Here is a 22,581-nt window from a genome sequence, read left to right as displayed (position 1 = left end):
AAGAATAAGATACCAAAAATTCGAAGGATATTTATAACGAGAAAAGGAGGTGAATTTCAGTCATAGTGGGGCTATGGCTGGACTTTATCGACAAAGTATTCGTGGCAAATATATGAGAATACTGGTCTATTATTTATTTAATTATGTCTAAATAAGGGGGGATTATATGTTTACACATATAGTATTTTTTAAACTAAAAAATCCAAGTGACGAAAATTTAAAAAAAGCAAAAGAAATATTTTTAAGTATGAATGGAAAAATAGATTGCCTAAAATACTTAGAAGTAGGTGTAGATGAATTACATACAGAAAGATCTTATGATGTTGCACTTGTGACAAAATTTAATTCCTTAGAGGATATGAATATTTATCAATCTCATCCATATCATGTTAATCATGTTTTAGCTCCGTTAAAAGAAATGATTGAAAGTTCTAAAGCTATAGATTATCATAATTAAATGTTAAAAAAGCTGCTTAAAATATATTTGTTATATATTTTAAGCAGCTTTTTAAATTATATAATAAAATATATAAATATTTCAAATTTCGACAAATAATATACAATATAAGTTAAAATACGTAAAAGTGTTACAATATTTAATTAAATAGTGTATAATTATTACAAAAACATTTCATTAAGGGGGATACTTATGAAAGGAAAAGAAAGTTTAAAAAAATGTTCGTTTTTGCTAGCATTTATAATGATGTTTTCTCTTGTTTTCCAATTTGATGCAGAAAACGTATTGGCTAGCGAAAGTGAAAAGGTTATCAATATTTTAAGTTTCAATGATTTTCATGGTGCATTACAAGAATCAGGAAAAAATGTTGGAGCAGCAAAATTAATAGGAGAATTAAAAAAGTTTAAAAGTGAAAATCCTAATACTGTAGTAGTAAGTGGTGGAGACCTATTCCAAGGTAGTCCTATGTCTAACTTGAAAGAAGGACAACCGGTGGCAGATATGATAAAAATATTAGGTCTTAAATATTCTGCATTGGGAAATCATGAGTTTGATTGGGGAAGAGATAAGATACCTAATTGGCAAGAACAAGGAGATTTTAATTTTTTAGCAGCAAATCTTTATGATGATTCAACTAATGATACAGTTTCATGGGTAAAACCATATGCTATAGAAGAAGTTGATGGTGTTAAAATAGGATTTATAGGACTTATAACACCAGATACTGCAATCGCAACTAAAGCTGAAAATATTCAAGGATTAACATTTAAAGATCCAGTAGAAATTGCTACACAATTAAGCAAAAAATTAAAAGAAGAAGAAAAAGTAGATGTTGTTATAGCATTAACACATATAGGTGGAAAACAATCTGAAGATGGAAGTATAACAGGTGAAGTTGCCAATTTAGCATCAGTAGAAGGATTAGATGCTATAGTATCAGCTCATTCACATACTAAAATTTCAGGAATAGTAAATGATGTACCTATAGTACAAGGTATGAATAATGGTAGAGCAATAGCAAAACTTCAGATAAGTTTAAATGAAGATAAAACTATAAAATCTATAGCACCGTCTGTAGATGTTTTATATGAAAGAGCAGATACATTAGTTGAAGATGCTGAAACTAAAAATATGGTAGAAAATTATTTGTTAGATTTAAAACCATTATTAGATGAAAAAATAGCAGATTTAACAGTAGACTTACCTCATGATAGAAGTAAGGGATTAACTGAACTAGGTGAATTTATAAGTAAAAATTTAGCAGAAGTTGCAGGTACTCAAATTTGTGTCATGAATGGTGGAGGAATAAGAGCACCATTATCAAAAGGTACTTTAACTATGGGAGACATGTATACAGTATTACCTTTTGATAATACACTTGTAACTATGGAAATAAAGGGTTCAGATTTAAAAAAAGTTATAGAAAATGGAATAGCACCAGCTAACTATGGTTGGGGTCAATTCTATGGCTTAAAAGTATATTATGATCCAAATAAAGAGTTTGGAGATAGAATACTTTCAATGGATTTATTAGATGGAACACCAGTGGAAATGGATAAATATTACACATTAGCAACTAACGATATGATCTATGGTGGTGGAGATAATTATGACTTTTCAGGAGCTATAAATGTTAAAGATACAATGGTGCCACTAAGAGATTCTTTAGTAGAAAAATTCAAAACAGAAGGTACATTATCACATACTTATGGAAATAATCTTGTTCAAGGACCAAAACCTGAAGAAAAACCTGAAGAAAAACCAGAGGTGAAACCTGAAGTAAAACCAGAGGTGAAACCACAAGTAAAACCAGCTACTAAGCCTTCTTCAAATAATAGAAATAAAGAAGGGAAGCTACCTCAAACAGGTGCTGCAAGAGGAAATACTGATATGTTAATACTAGGATTTATATTGGTATCTTCAGCTGCATTTATAATGATAGTAAGCAAGAAAAAAGATAAAAATGATGCTGCATAAGTATAATTAAAAATAAGTTAAAGGTGGATAATTAATAAGATAAGGATTAATTATCCACTTTTAGATACATAAATTAATAAATCTATTATAATGGGGGATTCTTATGTTAAAAAAATTAAAAGGAAAAAAGCAAATAGCAACAGTTGTAGCTTTATCTATTGTAACTTCATTAACTTTAGGAAGTATTCCAACGAAGGCATTTGCTAATAATGAGGTTAAAGAAATTCAAGTTTTAGGAACATCTGATTTACATGGATGGTTTATGTCTCATGATTATGCAAGTAATGAAGAACAAAAAAAAGGTGGGTTAACTCAAATATCATCATTATTTAAACAGCTTAAATCTGAAAATCCAAATACAATAATAGTAGACGCAGGGGACACCGTGCAAGATAATATGTCAGACTTATTTATAAATGATGATATACATCCAATGTTATACGCCATGGACGAGATTGGTTATACATCTTGGACATTAGGAAATCATGAGTTTAATTATGGTGATAAAGTTGTAGAAAAAACAGTAAATAAGCCTGAAAAAATGAAGGTTTTATGTGGAAATGTTTATAAACCAGATGAAAGCTTATTAGGACAGCCATATGTAATTGAAGAAATAGATGGGGTAAGGATTGCTAACATAGGTATGACTACACCCAATATACTAAAATGGGATGGTCCTAAGTTGCCAGGATATAAAGTTACTGATCCTGTAAGTGAAACAAGAAAAGCAATAGATAAAATAAAATCTAATAATGAAGCTGACGTAATAATTGCAACAGTTCATATGGGTAAGAATAAAGAATATATTGATGGGGATAATGCAACAGATTTAGCAAATGCTTGTCCGGAATTAGCGGCTATAATATGTGGTCATGCACATTCAAAAATACCAGGAGATATTGTAAATGGGGTATTAATAACAGAACCAGGTAAACAAGGGGAACAAGTTTCAAAAATAAACTTAAAAGTAAGCAAAAATAAAGATGGCAAATATAGTGTAATTGATAAGCAATCTGATATTGTAAATGTAAAAGATTATCCTATTGATCAAGAATTAAATGAAAAACTTAAACCTTTCCATGATAAAGCAGTAGAAGAAGCTACTCAAATCATAGGAACTTTAACAGGTGGAAATTTAGCTCCACAAGATGAAATAAAGGGAATAACTCAAGGACAAATACAAGATACTGCAGTTATGGATTTAATACTAAATACACAGTTATATTACACAAAGAAACATATTCCAGAGGGAGCAAGGAACATTACTTCAGCAGCATTATTTAGTCCAAGTGCTAATATTAATGAAGGAACAATAAGAAAATGTGATGTAGTTAAAATATATAAGTTTGATAATACATTATATACTTTAAAGATTAATGGAACTCAACTTAAAAAATATATGGAATGGTCAGCAAATTATTATAATCAATATAAAGATGGAGATTTAACAGTATCCTTTAATCCTGAAATGAGAGGATATGAATATGATATGTTTGCGGGAGTTAATTATGACATTAATATATCTAAGCCAACTGGACAAAGAATAGAAAATTTAACTTATGAGGATGGAACTAAAGTTAATGATAATGATGTGATTTACTTAACAGCTAATGATTATAGAACAAGTACTAGACTTTTAGGCGATTTATTTAAAGATGATAATGTAGAAGTTATACACAAAACAGCAGATGATGAAGTTAGTGCAGTTAGAGATTTAATAAGAGAATATATAATAAATGAAAAAGGTGGTAAAATACAACCTGATGTAGATAATAATTGGAAGATTACAGGTTATAATTTTGATCCAGATAAAAGAGAGGCTGCAGTTCGCCTTATTAATGAAGGAAAAGTAAATATACCTACAAGTGAAGATGGAAGAAGTCAAAACATAAGAAGTATAACATGGGATGATATAAAAGATTTTGTACCAGAACTAGAAAATCCTAAGGATGATTCAAAAGAAAATCCTAATGGGAAACCAGAGATTAAACCTGAAGAAAAGCCAAATAAGGACTCTAGTAATAAAGAAAGTAGCACAAATAATAAAAAAAATAATGATAAAAGTTTACCACAAACAGGTTCAAAATATGGTACTAAAGATATAATTGAACTAGGAGTAATATTTTTAATATTAGGTGCTGGAATTACTTTATATATTAACAAAAATAAATTTAAGAAAATAGGCTAGTTTGTAAAATAGATAGTAAATTTTTATACAATTTACTATCTATTTTTATGTTAAAAAAACTTTTCTGTTGACATAAAAAATCCTTTTAAATATAATAGGAACAATAACCTTCGTATAAGTCTAATAATATGGGTTAGACGTTTCTACAATACTACCGTAAATAGTATAGCTATGAAGACAGAATATACTTGGCTAAGTTTATTATTAATTGAAAAGTATATAGTGTTACAAGTTTTAAATTAAGTTTGTTGAATAACTAAAAGCTTGCATAACTTTTTAGGTCTGTTCAGATTTTAAAGTAATTTTAAAAGTGAACTAGAAACCGTATATAAGTTTAAAAAATTCACTTATAGTCTTATATCCACGAAGGTTAAATATTTTATAAGGTGGATTGAATAATGAAAAAAGAAATATTAAAAGGACAAATTCGAAGCTCAATAAATAAAGAGTTAAGTGATTTAGTAATAAAGAATATAACAGTAGTTGATGTATTTCAAAATGATACATTTATATGTGATGTAGCGATTAGAGATGGATATATAGTTGGTCTTGGAGAATATGATGGAAAAGAAATAATAGATGGAACTGGAAAATATATATGTCCAGGACTTATAGATGGACATGCACATATAGAGTCGTCATTAACAACTCCAAATGAATATTACAAGGCTGCAATTAAGCATGGAATAACATCAATGGTTACAGATCCTCATGAAATAGCAAATGTTTTAGGATGTAAGGGCATAGAACTTATGATGGAATTGAGTGATGATTTACCATTAGACTATTATTTTATGTTATCTTCTTGTGTTCCTGCTACGGGATTTGAAAGTTCAGGGGCAGTTTTAGAAAGTGAAGATTTATTACCTTTATATAAAAAAGATAATGTTTTAGGTTTGGCCGAAGTTATGAATAGTCCAGCTGTATTTAATTGTGAAGATTCAATGATTAACAAAATATATGATGCAAAAGAGAGAAATTTAGTAATAGATGGTCATGGTGCAGGATTTGATGAGTATATGATAAATGCATATAGTACTGCAGGTATAACAACGGATCATGAGTGTCATAATGCAAAAGAAGTTATTGAAAGACTTAGAAGAGGAATGTATGTTTTAATAAGAGAAGGTACAGTTGCAAAAAACCTAAAAGAGTTAATAAAAGCAACAAGTATATCAAATTCTAGAAGAGTATGTTTGTGTACAGATGATAAACATATAGATGATTTGATGAAAAATGGAAGCATAGATCATTCTATAAGGATGGCTATAGAATATGGATTAAAACCAGAAACAGCTATACAGATGGCTACTTTAAATACTGCTGAATGTTATAAGTTAAAAAATAAAGGGGCAATAGCACCAGGATATATAGCAGATTTTTTAATTTTAAATGATTTAAATAATTTCTCAATCGATATGGTATATAAAAATGGGAAAGTTGTTTTAAAGGATAATGAAATAGTTTGGGACTTAAAAAATAAAACTTATAATTTTAATGAATATAATAGTGTTAAATTACCATATTTAGATTTAAAAAGTTTCTCCATAGATTTAAAAAATAAAAACCATATAAATGTCATAGGTCTTATACCAAATAAATTAGAGAGTAATCATTTGAAAATAAATAAAAGTGAATTAACAAATAAAGAGAAGTTTGAAAGTGATATAACTAAGGATTTATTGAAGATAGCAGTAATAGAAAGACATAAAGGAATGGGAAATGTTGGGTTAGGTATAATAAATGGATTAAAAATACAAAAAGGAGCCATAGCCACTACTATAGCACATGATTCTCATAATATGATTGTAGCAGGGTGTAATGATGAGGATATATTATTTGCAACTAAAGAACTTGAGAAAATAGGTGGAGGAATAATAGTTGTACATAATAATAAGGTATTAGCATCTATACAATTAGAAATAGGTGGATTAATAACAAAAAGAAGTAGTGAAGATGTAGTTAGGGATTTAAATAATTTACATAAAGCAGTAGAAAAAATTGCACCAGATATAGATTTTAATCCATTTTTAACATTATCATTTTTATCGTTACCAGTAATACCAAATTTAAAAATAACAGATAAAGGTTTATTTGATGTAAAAGAATTTAAATTTATAGATGTTGCACAGTAGTAAATAAGTATGAAAACTTAAACTTCAATTTATTTATGTTTAAATTATAATTTATGAAATCAATGCTTAGGGATGGTAAATTAATTATCATTTTTAAGCATTTTTTTAAATAACAATTAGATTTGTAAATTATTTTTATATTTATAATATTATAAATTAAAGCTTAATTTTATACAAAATATACCAAGTTACATTAATGTATTTTCAAGTTTGACTGTAACTTGTATAATAAAAAGGGGTTTGAATTGAGTGTTTATGAGTTTATTTAATAAACATGTAGAAAGGTAAGATGAGAGTGAAATTTTTAAAAAATTATAAGTCATCATTAATTTTACTTGCATCAATTTTTATTGGTGGAATTATAGGATTAACGATGGGAGAAAAAGCTATAGTTTTTGAGCCTTTTGGAAATTTATTTTTAAATTTAATATTTTCATTATTAGTACCGATAGTGTTTTTTAGTATATCCTCTGCTATTGCGAATATGGATAATTCTAAAAAACTAGGTAAGATTTTAGGAACGACTATAGTAGTTTTTGCTATTACTGCTACTATTGCAGGTATTATAGGTGTTGTAAGTTTTAAGTTATTTGATCCAACTAAAGGATTAGATCCATCTATATTTAAAGAGATTATGAGTAATTTTGAAGGTAATGCGACTGAACATGTTGGTATATTTGAAAAAATTGTTTCTAGTATAACTGTAAAAGATTTTTCAGAGTTATTATCAAGAAGTAATCTTCTTGCATTAATAATATTTTCTATGTTAATTGGATTTGCTACAATGTTATCTAAAGAAGATGGTAAACCTTTTGCTTCATTTTTAAATAGTGGAGCAGCAGTAACAATGAAAATGATGAGTTTAATAATGTATTATGCTCCAATTGGATTAGGAGCTTACTTTGCCTCAGTTATAGGACAATTAGGCAGTCAAATTTTACAGGGTTATGCTAAGGTATTTGTATTATATTTAGCTATAACAATTATATATTATTTTGGATTTTTTACTTTTTATGCTTATGTAGCAGATAGAAAAAAAGGAATAAAATTATTTTGGAAAAATGCAGCAGAACCATCAATTACAGCAATTGCTACTTGTTCAAGTGCAGCTTGTATTCCTGCTAATATTAGAGCGGCAAAAAAGATGGGGGTTTCAGATACTCTTGCTAATATTATTATGCCATTAGGTGTCAATATACACAAAGACGGCTCTGTAGTAGGTGGTATATTTAAGATAATGTTTTTATTTGGGATATTTGGAAGAAGTACTGATGATTTTGGTACATTATTTACAATTTTAATTGTTGGTCTTCTAATTGGTGCTGTAGTAGGTGCAGTTCCAGGTGGTGGAGCAATTGGTGAAATGCTTATTCTAAGTATATTTGGATTTCCACCAGAAGGATTAGCTATTATGCTTGTTATAGCAACAATTATTGATGCTCCTGCTACACTTATAAATTCAGCAGGGAATACAGTTTGTACCATGCTAATATCAAAATTTATAGATGATAAATAAAATATTTCAAAAAAATAGGAAATTTAATTATGTTAAATTTCCTATTTTTATATATTAAAATTAGTAATGTGTACAAATTTGTGTAAAAAAAGAGTTTTTAAGTATAATAGATACAAAGGATAATATATACTGTAAAATTATTATATAAAAAATAATATTAAGTATGATAATATAAGCAGGTATAATGGATAGAGTATAAGGTTACTATTAAAAGTGTATTGATTTAAGGAGGAAATGTAATGATAAAGGTAATGACTGTGTTTGGGACAAGACCGGAAGCAATAAAAATGGCACCTTTAGTAAAAGAATTAAATAGTAGGGAAAATGTTAAAAGTGTTGTTTGTGTTACTGCACAGCATAGAGAAATGTTGGACCAGGTATTAACTGCATTTGATATAAATCCAGATTATGATTTAAATATAATGAAAAAAGGTCAAACATTAGTTGATATAACAACAAATGCACTACAAAAGTTAAATGACGTTATAAAAGAGGTTAAACCTGATATAGTTTTAGTTCATGGAGATACAACAACAACTCTATCTGGTAGCTTAGCAGCTTTTTATAATCAGGTTGCAGTTGGTCATGTAGAGGCAGGACTAAGGACTTATGATAAGTATTCTCCATTCCCAGAAGAAGTAAATAGACAGGTTACAGGCATAATAGCAGATATGCATTTTGCACCTACTGAAATATCTAAGAAAAATTTAATTAAAGAAGGAAAAAAAGAAGAAAACATATATGTCACAGGAAATACAGCTATAGATGCTTTAAAAACAACGGTAAACAATGAATACTATCATCCTATATTTAATAAAATTGGAAGTGACAGAATGATTCTTTTAACTGCTCATAGGAGGGAAAATTTAGGAGAACCTATGAAAAATATGTTTAAGGCTATAAAAAGAATTGTTGATGAGTTTGATGACGTTCAAGTGGTTTATCCTGTGCATTTGAATCCTATTGTAAGAGAAATTGCTAATGAAGTTTTAGGGAATAATCAAAAGGTACATCTTATTGAACCTTTAGAAGTATTGGATTTTCATAATTTTTTAAATAAAGCATATATAATAATGACTGATAGTGGTGGAATTCAAGAGGAAGCACCATCACTTGGAAAGCCTGTTTTAGTTTTAAGAGATACTACAGAAAGACCTGAGGGGATATTAGCAGGAACGTTAAAATTAGCAGGAACAAAAGAAAAAAATATTTATAATTTAACTAAAGAATTATTAGATAACGAAGAAAAATATAATAAAATGGCAAAGGCTAATAATCCATATGGAGATGGTAATGCTAGTAAATATATAGTTGACTATATAATAGAAAGATTTAAACAAGAATAAGTTATTTGAGTATAGAATAAAAGCTATGAAATTTATATAAATTTCATAGCTTTTATTACTAATCAACATTAAATTGATTAGTTTTGCCCATAAAATATGCAGTTTTAATTATATATTTTTCTTCTTTAGTAATTTTTCTATTAAGCATTTTTTCAAATTGATTAAGTAATCCTTCTAAATCAACCTTGGAAGTACTATTAGTCTTTCGACTAGTACTTTTAGTAATCTCATATATGGTTGGGATAATATCATTTTTATATAATTTTTTAAATATTTCTGATGTGTATAAAGCATCATTTAAAGCATTATGAAAATTCCCATCAACAGAAATAGATAGTAAATCTATAGCTGTACTTAGTCCTATAACTTTACCTTTTTTATAATTAAAGTATTTAGATGCATATTTCTGAATATCAATAAATTTTTTAGGTAATAATGAATCATCTAAATTATAATGTTTGGCATTTCTAAATAATTCTTTCATATCACAAGCTCCCCAAACAACAAAGATATCATTAGAAGAAACAAAATTAGTAAAAGAATTATAAACATCTTCAAAATTATCACCATTATTTAAAATATTAATATTTATAGAAGTTAATTTTTCAATAATAGGATTAAGTTCAGAGTATATTTGTGGTTTTATAAAAGAATTAAACCTATCAATTAAATTAAAGTTTTTATCTAATTTTACTGCTCCAATTTGAATTATTTCAAAAGGGCAGTCAGTATTAGATTTTAAATCATTTTTGCTAGTATTTGTGATTTGATTAAATTCTAAATCAAAAATTATATAATTCATTTTCTACTCCAATAATATTAAACTTATATAATAAGTATATCACTAAAAGCAGCACATTATAACAAATTTGAAAATACAAAAAAGCTAAGTTGAAAACTTAGCATAATAATTAAAAAAATTTTGGTTAAAAATAAAAGAACATAAAGGGTATTCTCTTATATAAATTATATTAAACATACCAAAAGTTTGTAAATAACCATTTGCCATCAATAAGTTGAAGAGTTTTTACTTCTTTGCCTATGTCATTTTCAGAATATACACGAGAAAAAGTTACAGTTATTTGATTTTCATTGTATTCAATATTTCTTTGAGAATCAGCATAGTTAACACGTCTACCAGCATCTCCTATAGTAAAATACAATTTCCCATTTTCGGTTATTAAATACTTATCTAAAAGTGAATTTATAGCTTCATTAGTGAAATATGGTTTTAAAGAATCGGCCATTTCCTCTCTTGAACTAAAATCAGTAACTTCACCATAATAAACATCATTTTTAATTATAATGTTTTTGGAATAATAGGCAGAGCCTTTAAATATGGACCTTAAAGCTTGTTCACCATTATTTATAAGATTCATGATTTCAGATTCAGAAATAGAAGGACTTTCTTTAACAGTTTCAGGATTTACTTTTTCTGAATTAGATGCATTTTCATTATTAGCATCATCTTCTTTTGAAAGATTGTTAACTATAGTTTCTACATCTTTTGAACTATCATTTGATTTAGAAGCATCTTTAGATGGAATTGCTTCTTTTTTATTTGTAGAATTACTGACATCTTTTTTAGATGAATCTTTTTTTGTTTGCAAATTGACAGCCTTAGAAGTGTCCTTAGGTTTTAAATTTTCGTTAGAATTATTAGAACACCCAATAAAAGTAATAGTACATAGAGAAATTAGAATACAAATTAATTTTTTCAAAATGCTCAACTCCTAATAAATTTAAATTTATAAAACAACATAAAAAAGTTCAAATGTATAAATTTTCATTAAAATACTATCTTTCTCTTAGTAATATATTAATATACAGTTCACAATGTTACTAAAAAATTAAATTTTTAATAATTAACTTAATGTAAGTATATAAAAAGAAATTAATAAAATATTATTAAAAACTATATTGGATATTATGGTATAATTTACTTGAATATACAATTGAAAGGGGAATGCCTTTATGGTCGCATCTAAACATTGATTTGTACTAACAAGTTAAATAGCATTACAGAAGTATAATTTTGTGATGTGAATTTTAAAAGAACCTAGGTTTTTAGGTTTATTTGTTATGCAAATAAATATAGGAATATAAGTTTAAAATTTGATTTGTTAATAAAAATAATTTTATTTATATTAGATAAATTAAAAACGAAACTTGGAATCCTAAGTGTTTAGAATAATGGAGGGCGATTATGAAAGGATTAAAAAATAAATATATATTATATATTATAGCCTTTTTTCAAGGTCTAGTGTTTTATGGAGCTTTCGCAACTATTTATAGATTGGATAGAGGGCTTCAATTAAATGAAATATTCTTTTTGGAAAGTATATTTGTGTTGCTTATGATGTTTTTTGAAATTCCCTGGGGTATTATTGGAGATAAAATAGGATATAAAAAGACTTTAAATATTTCTTTTGGATTATTTTTATTGTCAAAAATAGCTTTTTATTATGCAAAGTCATTTAATATGTTTTTGTTAGAAGCAATATTAGCTGCGTTAGCTATTTCAGGAATTTCAGGATGCGATAGTGCAATATTATATGGATCGATAAAGGAAGAAGATAGTGATAAGACCTTCGGAAGATATAGTGGATGCTCTACATTAGGTTTTCTAATATCGTCACTTTTAAGCGGGATAATGGTTAAAAAATCCTTAGATTTATTAGCATTAGTTACAATAATGGCCTATGTAGTAACTTTTTTATTAAGCTTTTTTTTAAAAGATGTAAAATTTGAGAGTGATGAAAAAAAAGAAACTATAATAGAAAGTTTAAAGTTTTCGTTAGTAAATAAAAAAATTTTGATTTTTATCGTTTTAATAGCAGTTATTTCGGAAACTACTCATAGTATTTGTGTATTTTTAAATCAACCACTGTATATAAGAAGTGGAATAGATATGAAGTGGTTTGGAATATTAGCGGCAATTATGCAAATTGCTACATTTATAGCAATTAGAGCACATGTAGTGAAAAAACGTATAGGAAGAAACAACACTTATATTTTAGCTATAATATTAATTATTGTAGCTAATAGCATATTGATAATTAATAACATTTCTTATATAACAATAGGATTAATATTTATTATTGAAGGATCTTTTGCAATTACACAACCATTAACAGAAACTATAAAAAATGCCAGTATAGATTCTATTAATAGAGCTACAATATTATCAGCTTATGCAATGATAGGTAACATAGTAGCTGCAATTTGCAATATAATAATCGGTTTTTTTGCAAAAATATCTGTAAATAGTGCTTTAATAATATGTGTAATTCTTAATTGTATCGTATTTTTAATAGGATATATTTTAATAAAAAATAGTAAAATATTAATCAAAAAGTAATTTAAATAATACTGTACTAAGTTGAAAAACATAGAACTTAGTACAGTTTTTTGATAGAAATTATTTAACAAGAAAATATAACATAAAATTTAAATTTATGTTAATAAAGTTTAAATTTTATATAGATAAAAAATCCCAATTAATATATACTAAAAGTGATGTTTTAATAAAAGGCATAATTAAATAAATAATAGATTAGTATTCTAACTTATTTGTTTAGAATATTGATATTTTATTTTTTATATGCTTAATAAAATTTTAGAAATTTGCATAGGTTTAAACAATTTTAATATTAATGAATTTGAAACATCAGAAAATAAACCTATACAATTTAGGGGGAATTTTTATGAGTAAAATTGCATTTGTTGGCGGATTGCTAATAGATGGAACAGGAAAAGATTCAATAGAAAATTCACTAGTACTTGTTGAAGACAAGAAAATCGTTTATGCAGGAGCAATGAAAACGATTGAGGATGATTATGAAAAAGTACAGATAAATGGCAAGACTATTATGCCAGGATTAATAGATAGTCATCTTCACTTTAGTGGAAACTTAACTGATAATGATAGTGACTGGGTACTTGAACCACCTATACAAAAAACAATAGTAGCAGTTGCTCAAGCACGTGAAGCATTAGAACATGGATTAACATCTGTAGGAGAAATCTCACGTTCGGGAATACATATTCGTAATATGATAGAGGAAGGCATAATACCAGGACCACGTGTTGTAACTACAGGATTAGGATTTTGTAGAACAGCAGGACATGGTGATTCACATAGATTACCATTAGATTACAACAACGATTCTCATCCTTGGGCAGAACGTATCGATGGACCTTGGGAACTTCGCAAAGCTATAAGAAAAAGATTACGTGAAAATCCAGATGCAATTAAAATATGGTCAACAGGTGGTGGCATATGGAGATTAGATGCTAAAGCAGATTCACACTATTGTATGGAAGAAATACAAGCAGTTGTTGATGAATGTAAAATGGTAGGATTACCAGTTTGGTCACATGCAGAAGGATATGAGGGAGCATTAAATTCTTGTAAAGCAGGAGTTTCTGCAATTATACATGGACAAGAATTAAATGAGGAATGTCTTGAGATAATGAAAGAAAAAGATATTACTTTCTGTCCAACTCTTCAATTCTTCTTTGAGTGGTTTACAGTATATGAACCACCATATAGACCAATACATGATAAATATCCAGGTGCAACAATTGCAGAAAAAGAATTGAATCGTATAATAGATAATCTTCAGAATGCAAATAAAAAAGGTATTAGAATTACAGTAGGTTCAGATTCGTTTTGTAGTAGTTTAACTCCATATGGTAAATATGCAATCACTGAAATGTATGCATTAAATAAGGCAGGTTTAACACCAATGGAGACAATAATGGCTGCTACTAAAAATGGAGCTGAAATGCTTAGAATAGATAAAATAACAGGAACATTAGAAGAAGGAAAATTTGCTGATCTTCTTGTAATAGATGGAAACCCATTAGAGGATATAAAAAATATATCTGTTGATAAAATGGATGTAATAATGAAAGAAGGAACTTTTGTTAAAGAAAAATAATTAATTATTTAAAAAGGATATTTAAAATTTATTTTGAATATCCTTTTTTGCTATTTAGCTATGTTTTTGATTTAATTTATCAATGAAAATCTTATTATAAATTTAGAGAAATAATGCTATGAAGAATTTATAATAAGATTTAAAAATATAAAATTTGATTTGACATGTATTATTTAAAGGAATAATATTATATGTGGAAGAAAAATTGAATTGTTAGGTGAGGCTCCTATAAAGACACATGCTACTGCCCAGAAAAATCGAGAGATTCCAATGGGTTAACAGGAATTATCGCAAAGGTAATTTTTAATGTAGCTGACGATAAGTCTAAGCTTTATAGTGCTAAAGCTCTACAACTAAAAGATACTAGATTTTTTAGCAAGGAGCTGGAAGGTCTTTTTTTATTGTTTTTAATGATATTTAATAGTTTTTTATAAATTTGGGAGGTGATATAAATGGACAGCGACCCTTATAGTAGGTGCAATTTTACAAGTAAATATATAAGAGTAGCCTTGAATTCATTTATACACTTTTTATTCCAAGGCTTCTCTTAATTTAAAGGAGGAGTTTGATGAAACTTGAAATGGACAGGGAAGAATTAAAAAGGTTATTACTTTACGGTTCACAAAAGGGAATAGATGAAATAATAGAGGATATACATCCAGCAGACATATTAGATGTACTACATGAAATAGAGGCTGTAGATGTAATCAAAATACTTCATAGAATACCAGAATGGCTAATCGCAGAAGTTATAGACGAAGAAGATGATGAAGAAAAATATGCACTTTTGGTGAATTTTTCCGAGAAAAAGCAAAAAAATATATTAAAAGAAATGTCATCTGATGAAATCGCAGACTTGCTAGGTAGCTTAGATGAAATTGAATCTAAGAAAATTTTAGATAACATGCCAGTTGAAGAAGCTGAAGATGTTAAACAATTGCTTACTTATGCGCCAGATACAGCTGGTGGTATAATGGCAACAGAATATATTTCAATTAAAGAAAATATGACTGTGAAAGAAACATTAAAATATCTTCAAAAAGTTGCTCCAAATGCAGAAAGTGCATATTATCTGTATGTTGTAGATGAAGATGAAAAGTTAAAGGGTGTTGTATCATTAAGAGAAATAGTTGTAAGTCCTTTTGATACATTAATTATTGATGTTTTAAATAGCAACGTTATAAGTGTCCATCATGACATGGACCAGGAAGAAGTTGCACATAGGTTTGAAAAATATGGGTTTTTAACAATGCCTGTTATAAATGATGAAAAGCAGATGCTAGGTATTGTAACCGTTGATGATATAATAGATGTTTTAAGAGATGAAACAACTGAGGATATACATCGTTTAGGTGGAGTTGGTGAAAGTGAAAAAGTTAATGGAACACTTTTTGAATCTGTAAGAAGTAGACTTCCATGGTTATTTGTTAATCTACTTACTGCTATGTTAGCTTCAGCAACAGTAAGTATGTTTGAAGGAACTATAAGTAAAGTTGTTATATTAGCTACATTTATGCCAATAGTTGCAGGCATGGGTGGAAATGCAGGAACGCAGACATTAACAATAGTTGTTAGAGGATTAGCCCTAGGGGAATTAAATTTTGAAAATGCTAAAAAGATTTTCTTTAAAGAAATAGGTGTAGGTTTAACCAATGGACTTTCAGTTGGGATATGTATTTCTATAATAGGTGGAATTTGGTCTGGAAAACCTGTATTTGGATTGGTTATTGGACTGGCTATGATTTTAAATATGACAGTAGCTACGACAGCAGGATTTTTAGTTCCATTGACACTTAAAAAATTAAAAATAGATCCAGCATTAGCATCAGCAGTTTTTGTAACAACAGCTACTGATGTTTTAGGATTTTTCTTTTTCTTAGGATTAGCAACAGTATTTATACAATATTTAATATAAGAGAAAAGAAGCTCAAAATAATTAAAGAGCTTCTTTTTTCTTATATTTTTTTATCAGAAAAATTAGGAAAACCAATTGACACAGCGGTATAACAATTAATTTTAGATTTAATAAAAATAGTATAGCCTACTTTATCACATAAAGATTTGACTAGATAAAGTCCAAGACCAGTAGATTTAGTATTAACTCTTCCATTATTTCCTGTAAAGCCTTTATTAAAAACCCTTGAAAGGTCTTCTTGTTTAATACCTATGCCATTATCATATATTGTAAGAATAAGATTATTATTTTCTATATGGCATCTTATTAAGATACATCCGTTGTAATTAACATACTTTATAGAGTTACTTATTAATTGATCAATTACAAAAAATAGCCATTTTTCATCAGTTAATATGTAATAATCTAAATTAATAAGTTTCAATTTAAGCTTTTTTGATATAAAATACTTAGCATGTTTACTTATAACTTTTTCTATTATTTTTTAATATTAACATTTGATATTATAAAATCTTTATCAAAATCATCTAATCTGGTTAAATAAAGTAATTTATTTAAAGAATCATCTATATTTCTAACTTGAAAATCAATGTCTTTAAGAGTTGGTTCAAAGCTCAAATCCATATTTTCATCTATAACTAGTTTAATTATAGAAATAGGGATTTTTATATCATGAATCCATAATGTTATTAATTCCTCATTTTCAGTATATTTATCTATAAAAGTCTTTAAAGTATCTTCATATATCATATTTTGAGATTTAAATAAATTAAAATATAAACTCTCCTCATAAGTTTTATTTAGTTTAGATAATTCATTGAAATTTTTATTTTCTAAAGACGAATATAGTAATATTAAAAATTTTTTCTTTTATTATATAAATACAACAAATATAAAGAAGAAAATAAAATATTAATTATGAATATGTATGAGAATATATTAAAGATATCTCCTGTAATAGGAGAACAAATAATAATTAAATATAGAAATACTAAAAAACTGCTGTCAAATATAAAAAAGGTTTTATTGTCTTTAATAAATTTTAAAAAGTTCATTTAACTGATTATATATCCTATTCCACGTTTTGTTTCAATAAAATTTTCTAATCCCAGTTCTTTAAGTTTACCTCTTAACCTATTCACATTTACAGTTAAAGTATTATCATCGACAAAACAAGAGCTATCCCAAAGTTTTTCCATAATTTTATCTCTAGAGACAATTTGTTTATTATATTTCATAAGAATAGAAATAATTTTAAGTTCATTTTTAGTAAGTTCTATAGATTGATCATTATAATATACAATGCCTTGGGTCAAATCTAAAGTTACATCATTATGTACCAAAATATCATTAGAGTCACTTGTGAAATTATAGCTTCTTCTTAAAATAGCATTAACTTTTGCTAAAAGTACATCAAAAGAAAAAGGCTTGCTAATATAGTCGTCTGCACCGAAGTTAACTCCCATTATTATGTCCATATTAGAATCTCTAGAAGAGATAATAATTATAGGCACTTTTGAAATTTTTCTTATTTCATTACACCAGTAAAAACCATCATAGAAAGGTAAATTCACATCTAAGAGAATTAAATTAGGATTAAATGCTTTGAATTCTGGCAAAATATTTTGAAAGTTTCCCACAGCTTTTGAATTATGACCCCATTTGTTTAAATGAATAGTTAATTGATTAGATAAATCTAAATCATCCTCCACTATAAGTATCTTAAACATAATACACCGTCCTTACCGTAAAAATACATTTTTTACTTACAATACAATTATAAATACATTTCTCTTTATAATAAAGTGAAAAATAGAAAATAAGCATTATAATATTACAAAAATGTAAGTTTATAGGTAGAGTTTGTTATGTAATGAAATGGATAGGGCCCTAATAAGACGATAAAATATAAATAGATTAAAACATAAATGACTAGGGGGAAAAAATTATGAATAATATTTTAAAAATAAACAATGTAACTAAAAAGTATGGAACAAGGACTGTGCTTTCAAATATTAATTTCACTATCAATGAAGGTGAAATCATTGGGTTAGTTGGACCAAATGGAGCAGGCAAAACAACTATTATGAAAATAATAACTGGACTTACTAATAAGTATGATGGAGAAGTTTTTATACAAAATGAAAATATTATGAACATGAAAAAAAGTAAAACAAAAAAAGTAGGATGTGTTATAGAAACTCCAGGATTATATCCTAATTTAACTGGATATGAAAATTTAGAGTTTTTCGCTCAAATATCAGGAGTGAAAAATAATGATGAAATTTCTACAATTGTAAAAATGTTAGGTTTAGAAGATGCTATTAATAAAAAAGTAAAAACATATTCTTTAGGTATGAGACAAAGATTAGGTATTGCACAGGCAGTACTTTCATACCCACCATTACTTATACTTGATGAACCTACTAATGGATTAGATCCAAATGTAATAATAGAAATAAGAAAATTTATAAAATATATTTCAGAAAAAAAGAAAACTACAGTTTTAATATCAAGTCATATACTTTCAGAAATTGAGATGCTTTGTGACAGAGTTATATTTATGCAAAAGGGCGAAGTAATTAGATGCGAGGATTTAAAAAACAAAGGTAGTGAAATAGCTACTACTGTTTTTGAAACTAAAAATATAGAAGAATTTAAAAGATTTTTTAAAGAAAAAAATATAGAGTTTTCAACTGAAGATGTAGATAAAGTAAAAATACAAAAAAATAAAATTGAGATTCAACAAATTATAAAAGAACTTATAAATGATGGAATTTTATTTACAAGTGTTTATGAAGAGAAGGAAAGTTTAGAAGAAAAATTTATGAAAACAGTAGGCGGTGATATAAATGTTTAAATTATTAAATTTATCTTGGAAAACTATTAAAAACATACTTCAATCTAAACAATATATTTTAGGAACAATATTATGCTTTATATATTCCGCTATATGGATTTTCTTTATACAACCTGGTGGATACGATATTAATTGTTATAATTTTGAATTTTTGCGTATGTTATATATTGGTATAGTATATCTAAGCTTTTTAGTATTAGCAAATGATATAGAACATAATACAACAAAAACAATATTTTCAGGAGTTTTTACAAGAACAGAAATAATGATTTCTAAAATAATTTCTTTAATTTTATTAGGGGTAATAGTGTGGATTACGACAGAGGTTAACGGATTGTTTGCAGCACTTTCAATACCTAATAAATTAGGCATTGAAAGTTTTATACATCTGAATCATTTAAGATTATTAATAGCTTTAGTGGCAACAACGTTCACTATAGGGGCATTAGCTATGGTTATAGTATCTATAACTTATGAAACAAAAATAACTGTAGTTGTAGGTAGCTTGATTTTAGGAGTAGTAAATTTTTTTGGCAGCAGCGTTTGTAGTAATGGTTAATAAGTTAGTGGAAGTACCAACAGGCTTATATATATTTACTAAAACACCTTTTTATATAACTTCTGAATTAATGAATGGAAGTAATTTAAATGGAGTATTAGTTATGATTTGCTGGGGAATAGCATTTTCTATAATTTCCTTATTAATAATGAATAAAAGAGAGATTAAATAATTTGTAAAAGGAGCAAAATAGATATGAATAAAATTTTTGATTTAACTTTAAAGGAAAGAAAAGTATTTAAGGAAAATAGAAACATAGTATTAATTATAATAATATGTTGTTTAATGGCTATATTGGGAAGCCGTAATATAGAAAGTTTTCCAGGAAATTTTAACAACATGTTGTCCTATGGAATCTTAATAACTAATTTTTTCATATTAGGAAAAGGTTTTGAAAAAAATGTTAATAGAGTACTATATTCAGGAGTTTATAGTAGGTTTCAAATATTTCTATCTAAATTAATTTCAATAATTATAAATTCAATTATATTTTATATAGCACTTATGTTAGGAAGTATAGTTGTTAGTATTATTTCTAATACAGGTTTAGATTCAATGAATTTTATAAATAGTATAAAAGATTTATCATATTTTATTCTTTATAGTTGTAGCTTAGCTTTAAGTATATTTTTAATGACTATGTTAGCTGATAATAGCAATATTGGTGCAATAGTAACTTATATATGCTACTTCGATTTAATATTAGCTCTTTTCGGAAATGCACTACAATCTTCAAGATTAAGTGATGGAGTAAAAACAATAATAGAAAATTTACCATTTTATTCAACTAATATGATGTTTCAAAGCAAAATATATACTTTTTCTCAAGTTAGTGTATTAATTATATTTAGTATGGTTGTATTTGCAACTAATTGTTATATATTGCATAAAAAAGAATTATAATATAATATATAACATTAAAGATATAATTTAACAGTTTTAAGGAGAAGTTATATGGATAATATACTTGTGGTAGATAATGTAAGCAAGATTTATGGATTTGGAAATAATAAATTTAAAGCACTTAAAAATATAAGTTTTACTGTTGATAAGGGAGAATTTATAGGGATAATGGGGCCTTCAGGGTCAGGAAAAACTACGTTGTTAAATATAATTTCTAGTGTTGATAGTATTACAGATGGAAGTGTTCTTTTAAATAATATAGACATAAATAAACTTAATGATAAGGAAATATCAAAACTTAGACAAGAGGAGTTAGGATTTATATTTCAAGAGACAAGCCTTTTAGAATCTTTAACTATAAAGGAAAATATAATATTACCATTAACTTTTAAAAATGAGGAAGTAGAAATAATGGAAAGTAAGGTTGAAGATTTAACTAAAAAATTAGGTATTTATGATGTGTTAAGTAATTATCCTTATGAAATTTCAGGTGGTCAAAAACAAAGAGCTGAGGCTTGTAGAGCAATTATAACGAATCCATCATTAATTTTAGCAGATGAACCAACAGGATCACTTGATTCTAATAGTTGTAAAATATTTTTAAGTAATTTACAAAATTTAAACAAGGAATATAAGATAACAATAATTATGGTTACACATGATCCACTGGCAGCTAGTTATGCAGATAGAATTTTATTTATAAAAGATGGAAGGATATTTACTGAAATAGTAAAAGGTGAAAGTAAAGAAGAATTTTATTTTAAAATAACAGATATGATTGCAATGCTTGGGGGAATAAAAAATGAAATTTGTTAAAGACTTTCTTAAAAATTTCAAGAAAGATTTTGCAAGTTTTAAAGAATATTTTTTTATATTAATTTGTTATGTTTTTGCTATATGTACATTAATTATTATAGGTGATAAAAATTTTTCTAAAGAAATAGGTATTTTCTTTATTATGTTAATTATTTATTCAATTATAATTTTTACAATTATTTTTGGTATTCTTTTAGGATTAAGTAATGTTAATTTAGTAAACAGAATAAAAAAGCAAATAGGTGTATATAGGATGCTTGGTGTTAGAAAGAAGAAGGTTTATTTTTTCTTTTTAATAAAAAGTTAATAGTATTGTTTATAGCTTCAACTTTAGGAATATTTTTAGCAACCATATTATCAAAGTTAATGTTAATGCTTATTTTTACTTTATCTAAAAATAAGCAATATGCTTCAATAAATATAAACTTTAAAGAATTAATAATTACATTAATAATTATAAGCATATTTTTTATAATTTCAGAAATCAAAAGTTATAAACTTATAACAACATATGAATTGATAGAATTATTGAAAAATAAAAAGAAAAAGTTATGTGTAAAAATCAATCTATTTTTAAATGTACTTTAGGAGTAATACTAATAATTACATCATATGTTTTAGCACTTACTCCGTTAATAAGGTCCTCATTAGATTTTTGTTTTCTAGTGCTAATTATTAACATAATAGGAACTTATTTTTCTTTTTTAGTACCATAGTTATCCTAGTAAGTGTTTTAAAAAAGTCTAAAAAATTATATTATAGAGGAGAAAATTTAATATTTATATCTGATATAAGTAATAAATTGAGCAGTAATGCCAAAATCTTAACTATTAACACTGTAGTAATAGCTTGTGCAGTAACTATTTTGAGTATTACATCTTCCATATATTATGATACAGTAAAAATTCTAAAATGATTATAAATTTAGTTTTGTGATTACAAAGGATAATACATATAAAGATG

The 22,581-nt window shown here is 26.5% G+C and carries 21 protein-coding genes and 2 riboswitches; of the genes, 16 read left to right on the top strand and 5 right to left on the bottom strand.

The genetic code is table 11. The features are described from left to right. Window positions 1–166: 166 nt before the first annotated feature. From CSGHG_RS10135 to wecB, 6 genes are all read left to right on the top strand, one after another. Window positions 167–457 (top strand): Dabb family protein, encoded by a 291-nt coding sequence (locus CSGHG_RS10135; RefSeq protein WP_010294695.1) that lies wholly within the window; start codon window positions 167–169, stop codon window positions 455–457. 192 nt (window positions 458–649) lie between these two features. Beyond that, window positions 650–2,434 (top strand): 5'-nucleotidase C-terminal domain-containing protein, encoded by a 1,785-nt coding sequence (locus CSGHG_RS20475; protein WP_010294694.1) that lies wholly within the window; start codon window positions 650–652, stop codon window positions 2,432–2,434. Between the two features lie 103 nt (window positions 2,435–2,537). Further along, the gene (locus CSGHG_RS20470) at window positions 2,538–4,622 is read left to right on the top strand and encodes a 5'-nucleotidase C-terminal domain-containing protein (RefSeq protein ID WP_010294693.1); all 2,085 of its coding nucleotides are present in this window, start codon (window positions 2,538–2,540) and stop codon (window positions 4,620–4,622) included. Window positions 4,623–4,712: 90 nt separating this feature from the next. Beyond that, window positions 4,713–4,814: riboswitch (purine riboswitch) on the top strand. 206 nt (window positions 4,815–5,020) lie between these two features. Continuing rightward, window positions 5,021–6,757 (top strand): adenine deaminase, encoded by a 1,737-nt coding sequence (gene ade, locus CSGHG_RS10120; protein ID WP_010294691.1) that lies wholly within the window; start codon window positions 5,021–5,023, stop codon window positions 6,755–6,757. 295 nt (window positions 6,758–7,052) lie between these two features. Further along, window positions 7,053–8,273 carry a dicarboxylate/amino acid:cation symporter gene (locus tag CSGHG_RS10115; protein ID WP_026022309.1) on the top strand — a complete coding sequence of 407 codons (1,221 nt, stop codon included), beginning with the start codon at window positions 7,053–7,055 and terminating at the stop codon, window positions 8,271–8,273. A 239-nt stretch (window positions 8,274–8,512) separates the two neighbouring features. After that, window positions 8,513–9,619 carry a non-hydrolyzing UDP-N-acetylglucosamine 2-epimerase gene (gene wecB / locus CSGHG_RS10110; protein WP_010294689.1) on the top strand — a complete coding sequence of 369 codons (1,107 nt, stop codon included), beginning with the start codon at window positions 8,513–8,515 and terminating at the stop codon, window positions 9,617–9,619. 58 nt (window positions 9,620–9,677) lie between these two features. Here wecB and CSGHG_RS10105 read toward each other — a convergent pair whose 3' ends face one another. Together CSGHG_RS10105 and CSGHG_RS10100 are read right to left on the bottom strand one after the other, a co-directional pair. Beyond that, window positions 9,678–10,421 (bottom strand): 3'-5' exonuclease, encoded by a 744-nt coding sequence (locus CSGHG_RS10105; RefSeq protein ID WP_010294687.1) that lies wholly within the window; start codon window positions 10,419–10,421, stop codon window positions 9,678–9,680. A 169-nt stretch (window positions 10,422–10,590) separates the two neighbouring features. Beyond that, window positions 10,591–11,340 (bottom strand): DL-endopeptidase inhibitor IseA family protein, encoded by a 750-nt coding sequence (locus CSGHG_RS10100; RefSeq protein WP_010294685.1) that lies wholly within the window; start codon window positions 11,338–11,340, stop codon window positions 10,591–10,593. A 485-nt stretch (window positions 11,341–11,825) separates the two neighbouring features. Here CSGHG_RS10100 and CSGHG_RS10095 point away from each other — a divergent pair, with 485 nt between their 5' ends. The 3 genes from CSGHG_RS10095 to mgtE all read left to right on the top strand — a co-directional run bounded on the left by CSGHG_RS10095 (window position 11,826) and on the right by mgtE (window position 16,480). Then, window positions 11,826–12,980: an MFS transporter gene (locus CSGHG_RS10095; RefSeq protein WP_010294684.1), complete on the top strand. Its 1,155-nt coding sequence runs from the start codon at window positions 11,826–11,828 to the stop codon at window positions 12,978–12,980. Window positions 12,981–13,326: 346 nt separating this feature from the next. Next, complete coding sequence (locus tag CSGHG_RS10090) at window positions 13,327–14,565, top strand: metal-dependent hydrolase family protein (protein WP_010294680.1); 1,239 nt, start codon at window positions 13,327–13,329, stop codon at window positions 14,563–14,565. Window positions 14,566–14,767: 202 nt separating this feature from the next. Further along, window positions 14,768–14,930, top strand: a riboswitch (M-box (ykoK) riboswitch). Window positions 14,931–15,133: 203 nt separating this feature from the next. Further along, the gene (gene mgtE, locus CSGHG_RS10085) at window positions 15,134–16,480 is read left to right on the top strand and encodes a magnesium transporter (RefSeq protein ID WP_010294677.1); all 1,347 of its coding nucleotides are present in this window, start codon (window positions 15,134–15,136) and stop codon (window positions 16,478–16,480) included. Window positions 16,481–16,520: 40 nt separating this feature from the next. Here mgtE and CSGHG_RS21915 read toward each other — a convergent pair whose 3' ends face one another. The 3 genes from CSGHG_RS21915 to CSGHG_RS10075 form a co-directional block, all read right to left on the bottom strand. Next, window positions 16,521–16,904, bottom strand: coding sequence for an ATP-binding protein (locus CSGHG_RS21915; protein WP_052314796.1), 384 nt, complete (start codon window positions 16,902–16,904; stop codon window positions 16,521–16,523). 53 nt (window positions 16,905–16,957) lie between these two features. Then, window positions 16,958–17,230 (bottom strand): ATP-binding protein, encoded by a 273-nt coding sequence (locus tag CSGHG_RS21910; protein ID WP_052314795.1) that lies wholly within the window; start codon window positions 17,228–17,230, stop codon window positions 16,958–16,960. 305 nt (window positions 17,231–17,535) lie between these two features. Next, a complete protein-coding gene (locus CSGHG_RS10075) occupies window positions 17,536–18,210 on the bottom strand; it encodes a response regulator transcription factor (RefSeq protein ID WP_010294674.1) in 675 nt (224 codons plus the stop codon). A 218-nt stretch (window positions 18,211–18,428) separates the two neighbouring features. On the opposite strand from CSGHG_RS10075, the gene CSGHG_RS10070 reads away from it, so the two are divergent. Genes CSGHG_RS10070 through CSGHG_RS10040 form a run of 7 tightly spaced genes read left to right on the top strand, consistent with a single transcriptional unit; the run spans window position 18,429 to window position 22,206 of the window. Further along, the gene (locus tag CSGHG_RS10070; RefSeq protein ID WP_010294672.1) at window positions 18,429–19,340 is read left to right on the top strand and encodes an ABC transporter ATP-binding protein; all 912 of its coding nucleotides are present in this window, start codon (window positions 18,429–18,431) and stop codon (window positions 19,338–19,340) included. After that, on the top strand, window positions 19,333–19,899 hold the full coding sequence (locus tag CSGHG_RS20460) for a hypothetical protein (protein WP_010294670.1): 567 nt from the start codon (window positions 19,333–19,335) through the stop codon (window positions 19,897–19,899). Before CSGHG_RS10070 ends, CSGHG_RS20460 begins: the two co-directional genes overlap by 8 nt. Further along, the gene (locus CSGHG_RS21905) at window positions 19,871–20,071 is read left to right on the top strand and encodes a hypothetical protein (protein ID WP_010294668.1); all 201 of its coding nucleotides are present in this window, start codon (window positions 19,871–19,873) and stop codon (window positions 20,069–20,071) included. Before CSGHG_RS20460 ends, CSGHG_RS21905 begins: the two co-directional genes overlap by 29 nt. A 23-nt stretch (window positions 20,072–20,094) precedes the next feature. After that, the gene (locus CSGHG_RS10055) at window positions 20,095–20,802 is read left to right on the top strand and encodes a hypothetical protein (RefSeq protein WP_010294666.1); all 708 of its coding nucleotides are present in this window, start codon (window positions 20,095–20,097) and stop codon (window positions 20,800–20,802) included. A gap of 51 nt (window positions 20,803–20,853) precedes the next feature. After that, entirely contained in the window at window positions 20,854–21,618 is a 765-nt protein-coding gene (locus CSGHG_RS10050) for an ABC transporter ATP-binding protein (RefSeq protein WP_010294663.1), read from the top strand. Next, the gene (locus CSGHG_RS10045) at window positions 21,605–21,925 is read left to right on the top strand and encodes a hypothetical protein (RefSeq protein WP_010294661.1); all 321 of its coding nucleotides are present in this window, start codon (window positions 21,605–21,607) and stop codon (window positions 21,923–21,925) included. Before CSGHG_RS10050 ends, CSGHG_RS10045 begins: the two co-directional genes overlap by 14 nt. Before the next feature lie 5 nt (window positions 21,926–21,930). Next, window positions 21,931–22,206, top strand: coding sequence for a hypothetical protein (locus tag CSGHG_RS10040; RefSeq protein WP_010294658.1), 276 nt, complete (start codon window positions 21,931–21,933; stop codon window positions 22,204–22,206). Window positions 22,207–22,581: the final 375 nt, after the last annotated feature.

Source organism: Clostridium senegalense JC122 (assembly GCF_000285575.1).
Lineage (GTDB): Bacteria > Bacillota > Clostridia > Clostridiales > Clostridiaceae > Clostridium_J > Clostridium_J senegalense.
This window is presented reverse-complemented; position numbering and strand designations above follow the sequence as displayed.

Bases quoted from the DNA above. Each gene is read 5' to 3' on its own strand.
- CSGHG_RS10135 (WP_010294695.1), top strand. From the start codon at position 167: ATGTTTACACATATAGTATTTTTTAAACTAAAAAATCCAAGTGACGAA.
- CSGHG_RS20475 (WP_010294694.1), top strand. From the start codon at position 650: ATGAAAGGAAAAGAAAGTTTAAAAAAATGTTCGTTTTTGCTAGCATTT.
- CSGHG_RS20470 (WP_010294693.1), top strand. From the start codon at position 2,538: ATGTTAAAAAAATTAAAAGGAAAAAAGCAAATAGCAACAGTTGTAGCT.
- ade (WP_010294691.1), top strand. From the start codon at position 5,021: ATGAAAAAAGAAATATTAAAAGGACAAATTCGAAGCTCAATAAATAAA.
- wecB (WP_010294689.1), top strand. From the start codon at position 8,513: ATGATAAAGGTAATGACTGTGTTTGGGACAAGACCGGAAGCAATAAAA.
- CSGHG_RS10105 (WP_010294687.1), bottom strand. From the start codon at position 10,421: ATGAATTATATAATTTTTGATTTAGAATTTAATCAAATCACAAATACT.
- CSGHG_RS10095 (WP_010294684.1), top strand. From the start codon at position 11,826: ATGAAAGGATTAAAAAATAAATATATATTATATATTATAGCCTTTTTT.
- CSGHG_RS10090 (WP_010294680.1), top strand. From the start codon at position 13,327: ATGAGTAAAATTGCATTTGTTGGCGGATTGCTAATAGATGGAACAGGA.
- mgtE (WP_010294677.1), top strand. From the start codon at position 15,134: ATGAAACTTGAAATGGACAGGGAAGAATTAAAAAGGTTATTACTTTAC.
- CSGHG_RS21910 (WP_052314795.1), bottom strand. From the start codon at position 17,230: ATGATATATGAAGATACTTTAAAGACTTTTATAGATAAATATACTGAA.
- CSGHG_RS10075 (WP_010294674.1), bottom strand. From the start codon at position 18,210: ATGTTTAAGATACTTATAGTGGAGGATGATTTAGATTTATCTAATCAA.
- CSGHG_RS10070 (WP_010294672.1), top strand. From the start codon at position 18,429: ATGAATAATATTTTAAAAATAAACAATGTAACTAAAAAGTATGGAACA.
- CSGHG_RS20460 (WP_010294670.1), top strand. From the start codon at position 19,333: ATGTTTAAATTATTAAATTTATCTTGGAAAACTATTAAAAACATACTT.
- CSGHG_RS10055 (WP_010294666.1), top strand. From the start codon at position 20,095: ATGAATAAAATTTTTGATTTAACTTTAAAGGAAAGAAAAGTATTTAAG.
- CSGHG_RS10050 (WP_010294663.1), top strand. From the start codon at position 20,854: ATGGATAATATACTTGTGGTAGATAATGTAAGCAAGATTTATGGATTT.
- CSGHG_RS10045 (WP_010294661.1), top strand. From the start codon at position 21,605: ATGAAATTTGTTAAAGACTTTCTTAAAAATTTCAAGAAAGATTTTGCA.